The sequence below is a fragment of the Ruminobacter amylophilus genome, assembly GCF_900115655.1.
In the GTDB taxonomy this organism is placed as follows: Bacteria; Pseudomonadota; Gammaproteobacteria; order Enterobacterales; family Succinivibrionaceae; genus Ruminobacter; species Ruminobacter amylophilus.
The window spans coordinates 1-18,267 of record NZ_FOXF01000050.1 but is presented as its reverse complement, the minus strand read 5'-3'; the positions used below and the strand labels follow the sequence as shown (position 1 = coordinate 18,267).

The window sequence follows — 18,267 nt, the reverse complement described above, 5'->3', positions numbered from 1 at the left end:
CTTCTGATAGATGAATATGATGTACCTATTGCCAAGGCAGCCCACTACGACTACTACGATGAAATGATTGACATCATCAGTCCGTTTTTGGGAAACGCCTTAAAAACCAATCTTTACCTCGGCAGGGCCGTGCTTACCGGCTGTCTGAGAGCCGCCAAGGAAAGTATTTTTACTGGGCTCAACAATCTAAAAATCTGTTCAGTTCTTGATACCGGCAAGGACGATATTTCTCAGGGAATTGGTTTTACGGAAAAAGAGACCGGGGAGGTACTGTCTTACTACGGTCTTACCGATCATTACGAGAGTGTGAGAAATAATTATGACGGGTATTATTTCGGAAAAAATCACATGTACTGCCCGTGGGACGTAATGTCCTTCTGTGATGACAACCATGAAAAGCTTGATGAGGACAGAAACCTCATTTCGGCGGACAACTACTGGATAAACACCAGCGGTAATGACGTAATCGAGGAATTTATGGGGTTTATCAGGTCTGAAGACGTTGATAAAATGCAGGATCTTCTGGACGGTAAATCAATTACCACGGAAGTAAGGACATCTCTGTGCTACGGTGATTTAAAAAATCACAATGTAAATGATTTCTGGACACTGCTGCTGTACACCGGATATCTTACCTTTGATCCGCAATACCGATCTGACACCAAAAACGAATACAGACTGTATATTCCAAATGAGGAAATAAAGGACTGTTTCAAATCGAAGATCATGGATTTCTTTAAAACAAATCCTGAAATGAGAAACAGTACCGGTGACCTGGTAAAAGGTTTGTTTGAGGGGAATGCCGAAGAGGTAGAAACGAAACTTAACGCACTCCTGATGAAATACGTTTCCATCAGGGACTTTGCCACAAATGCACCGAAGGAAAACTATTATCACGGCTTCATTAACGGACTGCTGGCAAGCGGTACCTCATATATGGAAGAGCATAAATCAAATACGGAATCAGGTGACGGTTATGCTGATATCATTGCCGCTTCAAAAAGCAGTGACAGTGTAGCGGTTCTGGAATTGAAGCAGACTGACAGACCGTTCGGAGCCAGAGTGGTTTCCGCCGGCAGAGCTCTGGAACAGATACTTGAAAAAAGATATGCTGATGTGTTCATTGATGATCCTTCAGTTAAAAACATCTATGCCTACGGCATCTGTTTCTATAAAAAAATCTGTTCAGTTCAGGTTAAGAAGCTTAAATAAAAAACAGCCGTTCAATTGAGAATATAATGTAAGGTGCGGTTTTAAAACAGGATGTGAAGAAACAGGTAATCAGAGGATGCATGAAATTCGTGATTCATCTGTTGTCGAAATGGTTAATTCCGGATAATGTGCATATTACGGAGGATGAGGATGTTTAATAAAGCGGGTAACCGTAACGGTTTTACTCTTATTGAACTTGTGATAGTAGTTGTTGTAGTGGGGATTATAGCCATAGTCGCCATTCCTCATTTTATTGATCTGCAGAAGGATTCCCGTATAAGCGCTCTTCACGGACTTAAGGGAGCAATCGATTTTTCTTCAATAATGGTTCATGACAGGGCCGTGATTGCCGGAACTGAAAAGCTGGAGAGTTCCTATGACTGTTATGAATTGAATTCGCTTTCCAAACAGTGTACCGACAGTGCCAGAATCATGGCGGTTTACGGAAGACCGAGAGCCTCAGAGGACGGTCTTGTCAGAGCCATGTACCTGAAGGCGGTAAAACGCTCTGATGAGGACAGGGAGAATGACGGAAAAAAATCCGATTTCGTCTGGGTATATGACATTCCGTCAGAAGGCAGGATTGTTCTCTATCAGCCTCATTCTCCGGAGGTGAAGGGAATAACGGTGAATGACAGGGGAGATCTCGGCGCATCCTCAGGATGCGGTATTATCTATCAGCAGCCGTATATGCAGGAAATCGAAAAGCAGGATGATGCCGGAAACACCGTTACGGTTCGGACACTGATTGACTACAAGGTTGCTCTGGTTGATAAGGACTGCTGATCCTGCAGGCCTCATAACCGGAATCTGCTGAAAATTCCGAGTGTTCGGAATTTCGTCAAAGCACTGGTATTTAAGGTCCCGTATGCCTTAAATTTAGTCAAACGGGATTGCATCCGAATCATCATTTCAATTTAAAACCGTAAATTCGTGTATAATTCTCTGAAAAGGCGGTAGGAATTATTTATGAATTACATATTTATTGAAAGTGATGCACAGTTAACACCTCTGATGGATGCTTTATCGGCAGATCCGGAATACATATCCTTTGATACGGAATTTCTAAGAGAAAGAACATACTATCCGATCCTCTGCCTGCTTCAGCTGTGCATTGACGGCAGGGTGTTTCTGGTAGATACCCTCAATAAGGTTTCACTCGATAAAATAATTTCCGCTCTCGTAAACGCAAAATGTCCCGTGATCTGTCATGCAGGTTCCGAGGATATGGAAATCATTACCGGTCTGGCCAGAAAATTCGGTCTGAACCGCCTTTATCCGGAAAAGTATTATGATCTCCAGACCGCCAGTTCTTTTGTTGACGGAACCTCCAATGTGGGACTGTGTACCCTGGTGGAGAAATATCTCGGAATAGTGCTCGGTAAAACCGAAACACGTTCGGACTGGAGTCAGCGTCCGTTAACTGAGGAACAGATAAGCTATGCCGTGGAGGATGTCATCTATCTCAAGAAGATTTATGACATTTTCAGTGAAAAGCTCCGCGACAGACCTGAGGTGGCTTCATTCCTGGAGAGAGAGCTTAAAAACGAGGCTCAGCACTATACCGAAATCAGAAATGCCGATACCACTTACTTAAAGCTTAAGGGAACCGGAAAACTCAACAGCAAGAAGCTCAGAATCGTACATGCCCTCTGCACACTCCGTCAGCAGGTATGCGAGTATGATGATATCCCGCTGTCCTTTTTCATAAAAAATACCGTGCTGGTAAAGCTTGCCGATGCCGGAGTGTTCAATGTCGGCAGTCTGATTAAAACCGGTGTCAACGGTCAGATAGCCAGAAAATACGGAGATCTCATCATACGTACGGCCTTAAAGGCTTCAGCCGATAAATCACGTCCGGTTCTTAAAACCTTTGATGCGGTAAACCAGCATCCTGAACTGCGCGCAGTCAAGAAGGAAGTGGAGAACTATGCCAAAAAGAGAGCGGGGGAATATGCCATTGCCAAGGATCTGGTGGTCAGCCGCCGACTGCTGGAGGATTTTATGTACACCACAATGTATACCGACTCCTCCAAGTCTCTTATCGAGCAGGGATGGAGAGGGGAAATGCTGGGCAGTATGGACAGTTTCCGCAAAAGAATTCAGAAAATCTGCAATATACCCCGGGAAGACTGAAAGGGACGCCGGGATGCGAATGCCGGAGAGAATGATTTCTGAGGCTTTGCTCCGGAATTCAGAGTTTTCGGTGTGATTTGCGTCACCGGAAAATTAAGTCGGTACGATAATTGAACATTTAATCAGTGATTTATTTCAAATTCCTAAAAATAAGGCAAAATAAATTGCTTGTTTGGTCAAAAAATAATCAAAATCTCTATAAAAGACTCTAAAAAGTAAAAATATTCCAAAATACTGTTAATTTTTGTTATAATGCTGTGTTTATCTATGCTTTAATTTTAAGAAATAGCACACGGATTGTCGAAAATGCCGAAAGACATTGAAAACAGGCTGTCTGTGAAAGGTTGGGCCGGAGATCCGCTGAACGTGGCGGAAAACGGATTCTGAGAAAAAACCGGTTTTTCAGGATTTACTGCCGGCATGCGACAGCGTCTTAAAAAGCTTAGTGAGAGTTTAAAAATTTTTAAATTATATTTAAGTCTACAAAATTAGTAATAATCTTTGGAGTAATCTTTTCAATGAAGATATCTAATACTGAGAAAAAACGAATTCGTAAGAATTTTGGACAGATGACTCAGTTCATTGACATTCCGTATCTGATTTCAACCCAGGTTGATTCATACGCCCAGTTCATTACCCCGAACTCAAACGGCGATTGCGGTCTGTCTGATGCACTGCGCAGTGTTTTCCCTATCAAGAGTCAGAACGGTCAGGCTTCTCTTGAATATATCAAGTTCAAGCTCGGCGAACCTGAATTCAACGTAAGGGAATGTTTGATTCGCGGTGCTTCCTATCAGGCTCCTCTGCGTGTAACCTTACTCTACACCTTGCGTGAAAAGGACGGTAAGAAGGTTATCAATGCAAAACAGCAGGAAGTTTACATGGGCGAAATCCCGCTCATGACCGAAAACGGTACCTTCATTATCAACGGTACTGAACGTGTAGTTGTATCTCAGTTACACCGTTCTCCAGGCGTATTCTTCGACAGCGACAAGGGTAAGAACTACCCTGGCCGCGTAATTTTCAGCTCCCGCATCATTCCTGCACGCGGTTCATGGCTGGAATTCGAATTTGACCACAAGGACAACCTGTTCGTACGTATCGACCGCAAGCGCAAGCTTCCTGCCACTCAGCTGCTTCGTGCCTACGGTTTCGACAATGAACAGATTCTCGATACCTTCTTCAACACCACCTTCTATGAAATCAAGGGCAAGAAGCTGTTAATGGAAATGATTCCTGAAAGACTTCAGGGTCAGGTTCTTCCTTTCGATCTGAAGGGCGGTGACGTGGTTATTGCCGAAAAGGGCAAGAAGATCACCAAGCGTCACATCGACAAGCTTGAAAAGTCTGAATTCAAGAGCTTTATTGAAATTTCAAAGGGCCACAAGGTTGCCGCCATTGAAATTCCTGCTGAATACATCGTTGATAAGGTTCTCGCAAAGAACTACTACGACAAGGAAGGCAACCTCGTTGCAGAATGCAATACCCAGGTTACCCTCGATACTCTCGCAGCTCTTGCAGAAAACGGCATCAAGAAGTTTGAAACCATCTTCACTTCAATCATTGATACCGGTGCATTCATTTCATCAACTCTGAACAACGATACCACCAAGACCCGCGAAGAAGCTATTTTCGCAATCTACGGTATGATGCGTCCGGGCGACCGTCTTGAAAAGGACGTTGCCAGCGATTACGTTCAGAGAATGTTCTTCGATAACGACCGTTATGACCTTTCAGACGTAGGTCGTATGAAGTTCGACGAACACTTCAAGGAATCTCTCACTGTTTCCGAAGCTGTCAAGGCTATGGTTAAGAACGGTGAATTCAATACCCCTGAAGCTCCCGTATACTTCAAGGACGGTATTGCATACTGTCAGTTCCCTGAATTCTTCAAGCGTGCCAAGAAGCTTTTAGGCGATTCAGGCACCGGTTCACTCATTCCTACCGGTATTCCTGTTCGCGGTTACCTCAAGTTCTTCGATTCAATCGACAAGATGGCAATTCCTGCCAACGAAAAGGCAACCGACAATGAAGGCCGTTACATTCACAAGCTCAAGTTTGAAGACGGTTCAGTAAAGGAAGCGTTCGCTGTCAAGATCAAGGATCTTTCATTAAACGAAAACGTACCTGATTTCGAAGGTAACATTGAAAATCCTGCAAATCCTTCAGCATCCTACGCATTCAGCAGTCCGTCTCCTGTACTGTCAAACGGCGATATCATCAAGGTAATGCGTTACCTCATCAAGATTCGTGACGGCAAGGCCAACGTGGACGATATCGACCACCTGGGCAACCGTCGTATCCGCAGTGTAGGCGAACAGACCGCAAACCAGTTCCGTATCGGTCTCTTAAGAATCCAGAAGGCTGTTGCAGATCGTCTCAACAAGAACGAACTTGAATCATTAATGCCTGATGATTTAATCAATGCAAAGCCTGTAAGTGCCGCTATCAAGGAATTCTTCAGCAGTTCACAGCTTTCACAGTTCATGGACCAGAACAATCCGCTTTCTGAAATTTCTCACAAGCGTCGTATCAGTGCCTTAGGTCCTGGCGGTCTGACCAGAGAACGTGCAGGCTTCGAAGTTCGAGACGTACATCCGACTCACTACGGCCGTCTCTGTCCGATTGAAACCCCTGAAGGTCCGAACATCGGTCTGATTAACTCACTGTCTGTATTCTCACGCTGCAATGAATACGGCTTCCTTGAAACTCCGTACCGCCGTGTTGTAGACGGTAAGGTAACTGATGACTTCGAATATCTGTCAGCAGTTGAAGAAGGCTCATACATCATTGCACAGGCCAACGCTCCAATCGACAGCGAAGGCCGCTTCACTTCAGACCTGATTCCTTGCCGTGAACACGGTGAATCAGTGTTCAAGCATGCAAGTGACGTTAAGTATATGGACGTATCTCCACAGCAGATTATTTCCGTATCAGCTTCCCTGATTCCGTTCCTTGAACACGATGACGCTAACCGTGCTCTGATGGGTTGTAACATGCAGCGTCAGGCTGTTCCTACCGTTCTGTCAGAAAAGCCGTTCGTTGGTACCGGTATGGAAAGAGCGGTTGCTGTTGACTCTGGTGTAACCACCATTGCAAAGCATGGCGGTGAAGTAATCTACGTTGACGGTGCAAGAATCATTATCAAGGTTAACATCGAAGAAGTTCGCGACGGTGAACCCGGTATTGATATCTACAACCTGTCCAAGTACACCCGTTCAAACCAGAACACCTGCCTGAACAAGCGTCCATGCGTAAGCCTTGGCGAAATCGTTAAGGTTGGTGACGTAATCGCCGACGGTTCTTCAACCGACCTCGGTGAACTTGCTCTCGGTCAGAACCTCCGTGTTGCATTCATGCCATGGAACGGTTACAACTTCGAAGACTCCATCCTCGTATCTGAAAGAGTTGCAAACGAAGACCGTTTAACCACCATTCATATTATTGAACAGACCTGTACAGCCCGTGACACCAAGCTCGGTGCCGAAGACATTACCGCAGATATTCCTAATGTCGGTGAAGCTGCGTTAAGCAAGCTGGACAAGTCAGGTATCGTATGCATCGGTGCCGAAGTTAAGGGCGGTGATATCCTCGTTGGTAAGGTAACTCCAAAGGGTGAAACCCAGTTAACTCCTGAAGAAAAGCTCTTACGCGCAATCTTCGGTGAAAAGGCTGCTGAAGTTAAGGATACCTCTTTACGCGTTCCTGCAGGTACTCATGCTACCGTTGTAGACGTTCAGGTATTTACCCGTGAAGGTCTTGAAAAGGACGAAAGAGCAAAGCAGATTGAAGAAAACATGATCGCCAAGACCAAGAAGGACCTCAACGAAGAGCTCGACTTCCTGTGTTCAGGTATCTATCGTAACGTTCGTCACCTCCTTGAAAAGAACGGTGTTAAGAATGTTGATGCCATCGACGATTCAGAACTCTTCAGCCAGTCTCTGAACAACGAAGACGCTCAGCGCCGTCTCGAAGAAATGCAGAATCAGATTGTTCTGCTCAAGCGTGAATACGACGCCAAGCTCGAAGCTCACAGAAGAAAGATCACTAAGGGTGATGATCTTGCTCCAGGCGTTCAGAAGATGGTTAAGGTTTACCTCGCTGTTAAGCGTCATATCCAGCCTGGTGACAAGATGGCAGGTCGTCACGGTAACAAGGGGGTTATCTCCAAGATCTGTCCTATCGAAGATATGCCTTACGATGAAAACGGCCGTCCTGTAGATATCGTGCTGAACCCTCTGGGCGTACCTTCACGTATGAACATCGGTCAGGTTCTGGAAGTTCATTTAGGTCTTGCTGCCAAGGGTATCGGTGAAAAGATCGACCGCATGATCAGAGAACAGCGTGCCATCGCTGAACATCGTGAATTCCTGCAGAAGATCTACGATATCGGCGGTAATGCTCAGGGCGTTGATATTTCTTCTCTCAATGATGAAGAAGTAATGACTCTGGCAGAAAACCTGAGAAACGGTCTGCCTGTAGCTACCCCTGTATTCGACGGTGCAGATGAAAAGTACATCAAGGAAATGCTCCGTCTGGCAGATTTACCTGAATCAGGTCAGATTACCCTTTACGATGGCCGTACCGGTTTACCTTTCGAACGTAAGGTTACAGTAGGTATCATGTACATGCTCAAGCTGAACCACCTGGTTGATGACAAGATGCATGCACGTTCTACCGGTTCATACTCTCTCGTAACTCAGCAGCCGCTCGGCGGTAAGGCTCAGTTCGGTGGCCAGCGTCTCGGTGAAATGGAAGTGTGGGCTCTCGAAGCTTACGGTGCTGCTTATACATTAAGAGAAATGCTGACTGTTAAGTCAGACGACGTAAACGGTCGTACCAAGATGTATAAGAATATCGTTGATGGTGACTACACAATGGATGTAAGCATTCCTGAATCATTCAACGTGTTATTGAAGGAAATCCGTTCTCTCGGTATCGATATCGACCTTGAAAACAGAAACAGTCTTCCTGAAATCGATAAGCAGTAATAAGTTAATTGCTCTCCGGCGGTAACCGGAGAGCCTGAAGGAGTTTTTTTGTGAGTATTAACGAAATACAGAATAATGATGACGGCTTAAAGATCATGGATACCATGTCTTCCGCCGCTTCAGGCATTGACCGTAAGTTCTCTGAATTCAGCCGTAATGCCGGTGCCAAGAAGCACGAAGATTCAGCTGAGTTCGATGCAATCAGAATCAGCCTTGCTTCTCCTGATAAGATCCGTTCATGGTCTTACGGTGAAGTCAAGAAGCCTGAAACCATTAACTACCGTACTTTCAAGCCTGAAAGAGACGGTCTCTTCTGCGCCAAGATTTTCGGACCTACCAAGGACTACGAATGTCTCTGCGGTAAGTACAAGCGTTTAAAGCATCGCGGTACCATCTGTGACAAGTGCGGTGTAGAAGTTACTCAGGCCAAGGTTCGTCGTGAACGTATGGGTCACATCGAACTTGCTGCTCCTGTAGCTCATATCTGGTTCTTAAAGTCACTTCCGTCCCGTATCGGCTTCATCCTCGACATGAAGCTCTGCGATATTGAAAGTGTTCTCTATTTTGAAAAGTATGTTGTAACCGATCCCGGTGACACCGACCTTTACGAACATCAGATCCTTACCGAAGAAGAATACTTCGATATGATCAACGAACACTTCGAAGAATTCGAAGCAAAGATGGGTGCTGAAGCTCTGCTTGAACTTCTGAAGAAGGCCGACCTTCATCAGATCGAAGCTGATATCCGTCAGCAGCTGGAAACCACCAGTTCAGAAACCAACAGAAAGAACCTGACCCGTCGTCTGAACATTGTTAAGGACTTCATTGCGTCAAAGAACGATCCTGCATGGATGATTTTAACCGTATTACCGGTTCTTCCACCTGATTTACGTCCTCTGGTTCCACTGGAAGGCGGTCGTTTCGCAACTTCAGACCTTAACGAACTCTATCGTCGTGTTATCAACCGTAACAACCGTCTGAAGAGACTTAACGAATTATGTGCTCCTGACATCATCGTACGTAACGAAAAGCGTATGCTTCAGGAAGCTGTTGACGCCCTCATCGATAACGGTCGCCGCGGCCGTGCGGTAACCGGTTCAAACAAGCGTCCTCTCAAGTCTCTTGCAGACATGATCAAGGGTAAGCAGGGCCGTTTCCGTCAGAACCTCCTCGGTAAGCGTGTTGACTACTCAGGCCGTTCCGTAATCACCGTAGGTCCTTTCCTCCGCATGCATCAGTGCGGTCTGCCGAAGAAGATGGCTCTCGAACTCTACAAGCCGTTCATCTACGGCCGTCTTGAAAAGAAGGGCCTCGCTACCACCATCAAGGCTGCAAAGCGCATGGTTGAAAGAGAGGATGCGGCAGTATGGGATGTACTGGACGAAGTAGTACGTGAACATCCGGTAATGCTGAACCGTGCACCAACCCTGCACAGACTCGGTATTCAGGCGTTCGAACCTGTACTGATTGAAGGTAAGGCTATCCGTCTGCATCCGCTGGTATGTACCGGCTTCAACGCAGACTTCGACGGTGACCAGATGGCTGTTCACCTCCCGCTGACTCTCGAAGCTCAGCTCGAAGCCCGTGCCCTCATGCTTGCAACCAACAACCTGCTGTCACCTGCATCAGGTGATCCTATCGTTGTTCCTTCACAGGACGTTGTGCTCGGTCTCTACTACATGACCCGTATGCGTGTAGGCGCCAAGGGTGAAGGTATGATCCTCGCCGACGCTGAAGAAGCTGAAAGACTGTACCGTACCGGTCAGGCTGAACTTCAGGCCCGTGTAAAGTGCCGTATCAGAGAATGGATCAAGCAGCCGGACGGCAACTACGAAGAACGTTTTGAAATCCGTAACACCACCATCGGTCGTGCGATTCTGTCAATCCTCATCCTTCCAAAGGGATTAAGCTTTGACCTGATTGACCCTCCTATGAAGCTTACCGCCGAACAGGAAGCCGAACTTGCGGCAAATCCAAAGACCTGGTTCAAGTACGTTTCCAACGTTCCGTTAGGAAAGAAGAAGATCGGTGCTCTCCTGAACAACTGCTACCGTGCGTTAGGTCTTAAGGAAACCGTAATTTTCGCGGATAAGATCATGTACACCGGCTTCAAGTTCGCAGCGCTCTCAGGTGCATCTATCTGTACCGACGATATTCTTGTTCCTGAATCAAAGAAGAGCATTATCGGTTCTGCCGAAAATGAAATCACCAAGATTCAGAACGAATACGATGAAGGTCAGATTACCGGTGGCGAACGTTACAACAAGGTAGTTGACGTATGGTCACGCGCCTCTGAAAGACTGTCCAAGGAAATGATGAACAACCTCAAGGTTGAAAAGGCAGTCAACATCCTCGGTGAGGAAGAAACCCAGGCATCATTCAACAACATCTACATGATGGCTGACTCAGGTGCCCGTGGTAGTGAAAAGCAGATTTCTCAGCTTGCCGCTATGCGTGGTCTGATGGCCAAGCCTAACGGTGCGGTTATCGAAACTCCTATTACCGCAAACTTCCGTGAAGGTCTGGACGTTTTACAGTACTTCATTTCAACCCACGGTGCCCGTAAGGGTCTGTCAGATACCGCTCTGAAGACCGCTAACTCCGGTTACCTGACCCGCCGTCTCGTAGACGTTGCTCAGGACCTCGTGGTTAACGAAGACGACTGCGGTACTCATGACGGTCTCGAAATCAAGGCAATCTACTCAGGTAACACCTGTGTTGAAACCCTGAGAGATCGTGTACTCGGCCGTGTTGTTGCAGATGACATCATCAAGCCTGGTACCAAGGATGAAATCCTCATTCCTTACAACACCATGCTGACTGAAGATCTCTGTGATCTCCTCGAAGAAAACGGTATTGACTCTGTTAAGGTTCGTTCAGCAATCACCTGTAACACCAAGTACGGTATCTGTGCCAAGTGTTACGGTCGCGACCTGGCTCGCGGTCACCTGGTTAACAAGGGTGAAGCAATCGGTGTTATGGCTGCTCAGTCAATCGGTGAACCTGGTACCCAGCTTACCATGCGTACCTTCCATATCGGTGGTGCGGCTTCCGGTACTGCAGTTGAAAACACTGTAGTTGTTAAGCGTGCTGGCAAGATCATCATTGACGCCCGTACCGTAACCAGACCTGACGGTCGTCTTGTTGTTGTTTCTCGTTCTGCTCATCTCTATGTTGATGATGCCAAGTATGAATCACACAAGCTTCCATACGGTTCCGTACTCTTTGTTAAGAACGGCGAAAAGGTTGTTAGCGGCAAGACCGTTGCAGAATGGGATGCGCACAACCACCCAACCATTACCGAATTTGCCGGTAAGGTTCGCTTCAAGGATATGGAAATCGGTGTTACCGTTGACCGTAAGGATGAAGAAGGTACCGGTAATTCATACATCGAAGTTCGTGAAAGCGGTCATCGTATGACTGCCCCTGTAAATCCGGGCAAGCCAAAGGATGCTCCTGTAATGCCTAAGGCTGACGATGAAAACTACGACAAGAAGATGGCTGAATACAAGGCAAGAATCCGTGAGTACGAATCTCAGGAAAAGGCATACAAGCACTACCTGTCTCAGTACCAGAACTACAAGTCAATCATGGACATGCATCCGGCTGTTGAACTGATTGATGATAACGGTAATGCAATCTGTGATGCCAAGGGCAATCCGATTTCATACGTACTGCATCCTAAGTCAATCGTTCGTATCATCGAAGGCCAGGATGTTGCAGTAGGTGACGTAATTGCAACCATTCCTCAGAAGGTTTCAGGTAACAAGGATATTACCGGTGGTCTTCCACGCGTATCCGATATCTTCGAAGCCCGTGCTCCTAAGGAACCTGCAATTCTTGCTGAAGAAACAGGTATTGTAAGCTTCGGTCGTGAAAACCGTCTTAAGAGAAAGGTTATCATTACTCCTAAGGAAGGTTCAAAGGACGAATACGGTAATCCAATCCTCCCTGTTGAATTCTCTGTTCCTCAGAACCGTGATATCAACGTAATGGAAGGTGATGAAGTACAGCGCGGTGAACCTATCGCCGAAGGTCCTGAATCTCCGCATGATATCCTTCGTTTACGCGGTATTCCGGCTGTTGCCAACTACATCGTATCCGAAGTTCAGCAGGTATACCGTTTACAGGGTGTAAAGATTAACGATAAGCACATCGAAATGATTGCCCGTCAGATGCTTCGTAAGTGTGAAATCCTCGACAAGGGCGATTCAGAAGAATTCTTAAACGGTGACACCGTTGAAGTGGCACGCGTTAAGCTTGCAAATGAAAAGCTCATTGCCCAGAAGAAGGAACCTATCAAGTATCGTCATATCCTGTTAGGTATCACCAAGTCTGCATTAAGCACTGAATCATTCATGTCAGCCGCATCATTCCAGGAAACCACCAAGGTTCTCACTGAAGCAGCAATCGCCGGCAAGATTGATGATTTACGCGGTCTTAAGGAAAACGTAATCGTTGGCCGTCTGATTCCTGCAGGTACAGGTTTCAGCTACCATCAGCGCAGACGTGAACTTGCCCGCAAGGCTGCTCTTGAAAAGGCAAGACTTGAAGGCATGTCATCCGAGCAGATCGGTGAGCAGAACATCGCTCAGGCTTTAAGAGACCTGGACACCGGTTTTACCAACTAAACTGATGTCTGACCTTAAAAGTCGGAGTTAAACTGAAATCAAACCTCCTGAATTCATATTCAGGAGGTTTTTTGTTTTGGGATTCGGTCAGCCGGCAGGTGCTTTATGCATATGTTCGGAATTTATATTTATAGTGTTTAAAAGATGTTATAATAATCACATAAAAACGGATGATATTTCATTAGAATTACGTTTTTTGAAACTGCCGGTATCAGGCGGAATTTTTTATAAAGGATGAATTTTTTTGTTCGGAGAGTGTTCACTAATCATGCTGAACGGAATCTTCGAATGATTTTTACATGTCTAGGAGTATGTATATACATGGATAATTACCAGATGAATGATGAAAAGTCTTCAGGCAGTTCAGTCAAGTGGATTGTTGCCGCAGTTGTTCTGCTCGGCGTTGCAGGCGCGAGTGCCGCTATCGGACTTCCTATGTACGAAAAATCTCAGCACAGACAGCTATGCAAGAATTCCGTAACCGAAATCAATCACAAGGCGATAACCTCTAACATTTCGGTAGATTTTATCAAGGATGAAGCATCTGATTCACTGTTCTCTGATGTATACAAGTACGATTTCTACAACGGTTCCAAGAAGATCTTCACTCTGGTTCAGGACAATCAGTACGGTTTTACCAAGGTTGATTCCGAGATAAAACTTGATCCTCAGTCTCTGGACCTTCCTCTGCATCAGGTTGTTGAATATCTGAAGACCCTGAAGATCAATTCATCATATGAAATCTGGGCTGACGTGCTTCATACTGATTTTGTTCTTCCTGCATTCAGCTACAAGGATGATGAGGTTTCAGTAAGCTGGTCTGAAGGTACTTTCAGCAACAGCATGAGACAGGCTTCAAAGGGTGTTTCTGATCTTACCAATCAGGACAACCACTCAAAGTGGGACAGCTTCAATCTTGAAACTTCCAACTTCAAGGTTGCCATGTCAGGTTTTTCTTCTGAAAGATTAAGCGCCGCTCTCAATGAGTTCTCAGTATACTTCGTAGAGGACGAAGAAGAAAGCAGTGAAAACGCGGATGTTGCCTCCCCTTCATATTCCACTACTCCTGCAGATGAGGCAGGTTCTGATGCTGCCGTACAGGCTAATACGGAAGTGGCCCAGGCTGAAGCTGCCCAGACTGAACAGTCTGAAACCGCAGCTCCTGTCGTGGAAGAAAAGAAGGCTAAGGAATCTGACAGATTCGTTATTAAAAATTTAAAGGTTAACAGCGCTGAACCTGAATTTACCGGAAACAAGGTATTAAAGAACTTGTCAGGCGATATTACCGTTGATCAGATTGTTTATGACATTGCCGGAGATGCTCTGGTGTTTGACAACCTGAAGTTCAGTGCCGCTTTATCAGGTATTGACTACGGTTATGTGGAAAAGACCTGTAAGTCCAAGGATTTAGGAACCTGTATTAGTGATCTTGACATGCAGACTGCAAATGAATTCTACGGCAAGTTCATAGGCAGTGCCGTATATAAGATCAACTTATCAACACTGTTAAACAACGGTAAGATTGATCTTGATGCAAATATTGATTTCGGCGGAGCCAAGAGCACACAGGAGCTGATGACTTCTACCAAGGTTGACATGCATCTTGAATTCAACAAGAACACCATGAGCCAGCTGGTTGAAAACTATCCTGCTTTTGCAACCGTACAGCAGTTCATTAACATGTACGATAAGAATAACTTCGCTGACAAGTACGTAACCAACTTCATGTGTACCAATGGTATTGTTTCCTGTACCATCAACGGTACTCCTCTGAAGTAATAGGTCGGATTTGTTCTGACAGATGATGAAATCCTGCCGTGGGTCAACGCGGCAGGATTTTTTGTTTTAGGTATGTGTGAGTTTCCGCAGGGGCTCTGATGCATCTCTGCATAGAGATACAGAGGAAGTCAGGGAATACATAATGTTTTTCAGGCGGAATGTTACCGGAAAATATCAGTTCATTACGGAGAATATCATCAGACTGACGGCCATCAGAAACATTCCGGCGGTAAAACCGATAATTGTATGGTGGTGCATGCCGTATTTTTCCGCTGACGGCAGAAGTTCATCGATGGCTATGTACACCATGATGCCTGCCACCATGGCAAAGGTTATGCCGATAACCATGGAGCTTTCAAATCCTGAAAATACCATGTATCCCAGAAGTCCTCCGGCCGGTTCGGCAAGTCCTGAGACAAATGACCAGAAGAATGCTTTTTTACGGGAGCCCGTGGCAAAATATACGGGAACCGCCACGGCTATGCCTTCGGGAATATTATGCAGGGCGATGGCAAGGGTAACCGAAAGGGCGATGGAGGTATCCGCGGTTCCTGCCATAAAGGTTGCAAATCCTTCCGGAAAATTGTGTATGCCTATGGCAAGAGCCATCATGAGTCCCATACGGTTAAGAGACGCATACTTTTCAAAATCCTGACTGTGTCCGGTTCTGCGCAGATCCGCAATTTTAAATTCATGCGGATTTTCCGGTTCGGGAATCAGCATGTCGATGACGGCAATAACCGATATGCCGGCAAAAAAGGACAGTACCGTAATCATGTAGGCCGTGTCGGCATTCATGATTTCGGCAAGCGAATTTCTGGCACTGCCGTAAAGCTCAACCAGAGATACGAAAATAATGATTCCTGCTGAAAACCCCAGAGATACTGAAAAGAACATATTGCCTGGTTTTCTTTTAACTACGGCAATGATGCTGCCTATACCTGTGGAAAGTCCGGCAATCATGGTTAACATTAAGGGAGTCCAGATACTATCTGTCATATGAATATCTCCGTGAATGAAGTCTGCTGTGACAATGTTAGCATAAGCTAACAATAACAGGTGCTTAAGAAGAGGGAGATTTTTTCATGTAGGTGATGTCTGATTATCTTAATGCGGGATATTTGTCAGAGATAAAAAACGGCTGCCTTATGAAAGACGGATAACAGCTGTAAAGAAGATTAATAATGAGATGTAAATCATGTAAGTGGTAAAAAAAACTGAAATAATTATGTTAAATATCTGAAATTTATATTTCTGTATCATTATCGCTGAAGGCATTAAATTATAATAAGGAACGGGTTTTTTACCGAAAGCTGTGTGTAAGAGTTCCGGTATGCAGTTTTACAGGCGGAACTTTAATGAGATAATTTAAAACAAAAAATAAATATAAAAGAATAAAGGTTCACAATGGGATGTTGTGTAAAGGTTTAGATGAGTCATTTCCGCAAAAACATTCTTAAACAGTAATTAAAAGCGCGTTGAATAAAACTAAAATAACATAAAGGGGGAGTTATGGTGTTTTTGGAGAAAATTTTTGGGAAACGTTCATCTTCCGTAGATAACGGACTCGGTTACGAAAAGACCGAACTTGAAAAACTTCTTCTCCGCAGAATTGTGGAACTGCGCGTTGACGAAGCCGTGGTTGTGGAAAATGTTCTGCCAAGCAAGTCTCTTGATCAGGAAATCAAGGATGCCTACAGCAGGGATAAGGACAGAGGTCCTGATGCGTTTGTTTATGATGCCTATGATAAGTACCCTTATCTGATGGCCTTATATGATTTAAGCAAGGGGCTCCGTTACAATACCAAATACAAGGAAACAATGTCCAGAGAGGACGGAACGGCTCTTTGTGCCAAATACATCGGCAGAAGATTAAGAGATTATCTGAAGGATGAAGCAGTTCAGAGCAAAATCAAGGTAGTTCTGAAGGAACTTGCAAAAAAGAGAAAGGCTTATCTCAAGGAAAAGGATTTTTCGCCTGAAACTCTCAGAAAAATGGATAAGTATATGAATGCTTATCAGGAATTTCTTGTAAAGAAGTAACTGCTTTACAAGAATATTTCTTTCTGCTGCAGGTTCTGGGGATTTTCAGTTGTCTTTTTCGCGATAAAGTCAGAAGACACCCATGGTATGAGGCTGTATCCTGACGGATATATGGGAAGAATGGGGATTCTTCCTGCTTGCTGATGTCCTCTGATTCCGTTGTGAGGATAGTTCTCACGATTTTTTTATATAACTGGAACGTGAATCTGTTTTCTGGCAAAAGATGGTTATGTTATTTTTATTATAAATTTCATGTCTGGTATAAAAGTTTATGTGCAGACGGAAGTTTTTATGTATGATTGGTTAATTAATAATCAAACTGTCAGAATATTCAAAAAAATTTAATAAATCCGTAAGAATTTCAATAATGATTAAATTATTGCAAAATGCAAAAATAGTTGCATTTTGCAAAACAGATTATGTATTTTGCAATAATTTTTGCAAATTACTATAAATAAATTGATGTTTTGCTGGTAATGCAATATTTTGTTTTTGATAAATCTATACTTAAATCATAAATATTTATATATTAAACAATTTTTAAAAGTTGGCACGCTGTTTGCTAAATGTATTAGTGATCAGTTTTATCCCGTGTGCTATTGCACGTTTTGACTCCAACGTTTGGTTGGAGTCTTTTTTTTTGTCATTTTTACCGATATTACAATCTCAAAAAAAATATCTGTAATCTTTGTTTCTTTTTTAATCTAAATTAGATTTTAAAATTTGAGCAAAATCACATTTTAACATTCTGTTAGAATTTTGTGATAAAGTGAATCGTTTAACCGTCGGGGCTGTGGTACACTAGAGTAGATTATTTTTTTTATTAAGGTGTGTTAAGAATTTATTCCTGTCAGGATCTACTTTGTATCTCCTGTCTCTGAATATTGTAGGATGTATTTACTGATATGTGTGGGATAGTCGGAGCCGTAGCTAAAAGAAGTGTTAAGAATTTTCTTATAGAAGGATTAAAAAAACTCGAATATCGTGGATACGATTCGGCAGGTGTAGCCTTCATCAGTAAGACAGCCGGTAACTCATACGAAATTTTACGAGACAGATGTCTCGGAAGAGTATCAGTTCTGGAAAGCAGTGTGGCGGAAAAATCCCTTGACGGATGTATAGGTATTGCCCATACCCGCTGGGCCACTCACGGAAAACCGTCAGTAGTGAATGCTCATCCCCACATGTCCGGAACCATAGCAATGGTTCACAACGGTATCATTGAAAATTATGCTGAACTCAAATCCATGTTAATCAAACACGGATATATTTTTACTTCAGAAACTGATACCGAGGTTTTTGTACATCTTGTAAATTATTACAGAAAACAGAGCTGCGGTTTGCTTGAAGCTCTGCAGCAGGCCATTAAACAAGTTAAGGGAGCTTACGGTACCGCAATCATTGATTCAGCCGAACCTGATTCCATGGTGGTGGCAAGATGCGGTTCTCCTCTGGTTATCGGCCTGGGACAGAAT

General features: G+C 44.4%; 9 protein-coding genes. 8 read left to right on the top strand and 1 reads right to left on the bottom strand.

Annotated features, from left to right (window positions below; translation table 11 throughout):
- The 6 genes from BMY80_RS10030 to BMY80_RS10005 form a co-directional block, all read left to right on the top strand.
- Positions 1–1,212: PD-(D/E)XK nuclease domain-containing protein (locus BMY80_RS10030; protein ID WP_093143304.1), on the top strand; the 1,212-nt coding region annotated here is incomplete at its 5' end.
- Between the two features lie 150 nt (positions 1,213–1,362).
- Positions 1,363–1,998, top strand: coding sequence for a prepilin-type N-terminal cleavage/methylation domain-containing protein (locus tag BMY80_RS10025; protein ID WP_177178567.1), 636 nt, complete (start codon positions 1,363–1,365; stop codon positions 1,996–1,998).
- 183 nt (positions 1,999–2,181) lie between these two features.
- Positions 2,182–3,348 (top strand): ribonuclease D, encoded by a 1,167-nt coding sequence (locus BMY80_RS10020; RefSeq protein WP_093143299.1) that lies wholly within the window; start codon positions 2,182–2,184, stop codon positions 3,346–3,348.
- A gap of 518 nt (positions 3,349–3,866) precedes the next feature.
- On the top strand, positions 3,867–8,339 hold the full coding sequence (gene rpoB / locus BMY80_RS10015; RefSeq protein ID WP_093143297.1) for a DNA-directed RNA polymerase subunit beta: 4,473 nt from the start codon (positions 3,867–3,869) through the stop codon (positions 8,337–8,339).
- A gap of 95 nt (positions 8,340–8,434) precedes the next feature.
- Positions 8,435–12,970 (top strand): DNA-directed RNA polymerase subunit beta', encoded by a 4,536-nt coding sequence (gene rpoC / locus BMY80_RS10010; protein ID WP_425441303.1) that lies wholly within the window; start codon positions 8,435–8,437, stop codon positions 12,968–12,970.
- Between the two features lie 321 nt (positions 12,971–13,291).
- A complete protein-coding gene (locus tag BMY80_RS10005) occupies positions 13,292–14,749 on the top strand; it encodes a YdgA family protein (protein WP_093143292.1) in 1,458 nt (485 codons plus the stop codon).
- Between the two features lie 174 nt (positions 14,750–14,923).
- Here the strand turns inward: BMY80_RS10005 and zupT are convergent, their stop codons facing one another.
- Positions 14,924–15,748, bottom strand: a complete 825-nt coding sequence (zupT, locus tag BMY80_RS10000) for a zinc transporter ZupT (protein WP_093143289.1) — start codon at positions 15,746–15,748, stop codon at positions 14,924–14,926.
- 522 nt (positions 15,749–16,270) lie between these two features.
- On the opposite strand from zupT, the gene BMY80_RS09995 reads away from it, so the two are divergent.
- Both BMY80_RS09995 and BMY80_RS09990 read left to right on the top strand, forming a co-directional pair.
- A complete protein-coding gene (locus BMY80_RS09995; RefSeq protein WP_143066513.1) occupies positions 16,271–16,792 on the top strand; it encodes a hypothetical protein in 522 nt (173 codons plus the stop codon).
- A 905-nt stretch (positions 16,793–17,697) separates the two neighbouring features.
- Positions 17,698–18,267, top strand: a 570-nt coding sequence (locus tag BMY80_RS09990; protein ID WP_177178566.1) for a class II glutamine amidotransferase, incomplete at its 3' end; no start/stop codon positions are given.

Coding starts and splice junctions, on each gene's coding strand:
- BMY80_RS10025 (WP_177178567.1), top strand. CDS start 1,363: ATGTTTAATAAAGCGGGTAACCGTAACGGTTTTACTCTTATTGAACTT.
- BMY80_RS10020 (WP_093143299.1), top strand. CDS start 2,182: ATGAATTACATATTTATTGAAAGTGATGCACAGTTAACACCTCTGATG.
- rpoB (WP_093143297.1), top strand. CDS start 3,867: ATGAAGATATCTAATACTGAGAAAAAACGAATTCGTAAGAATTTTGGA.
- rpoC (WP_425441303.1), top strand. CDS start 8,435: ATGGATACCATGTCTTCCGCCGCTTCAGGCATTGACCGTAAGTTCTCT.
- BMY80_RS10005 (WP_093143292.1), top strand. CDS start 13,292: ATGGATAATTACCAGATGAATGATGAAAAGTCTTCAGGCAGTTCAGTC.
- zupT (WP_093143289.1), bottom strand. CDS start 15,748: ATGACAGATAGTATCTGGACTCCCTTAATGTTAACCATGATTGCCGGA.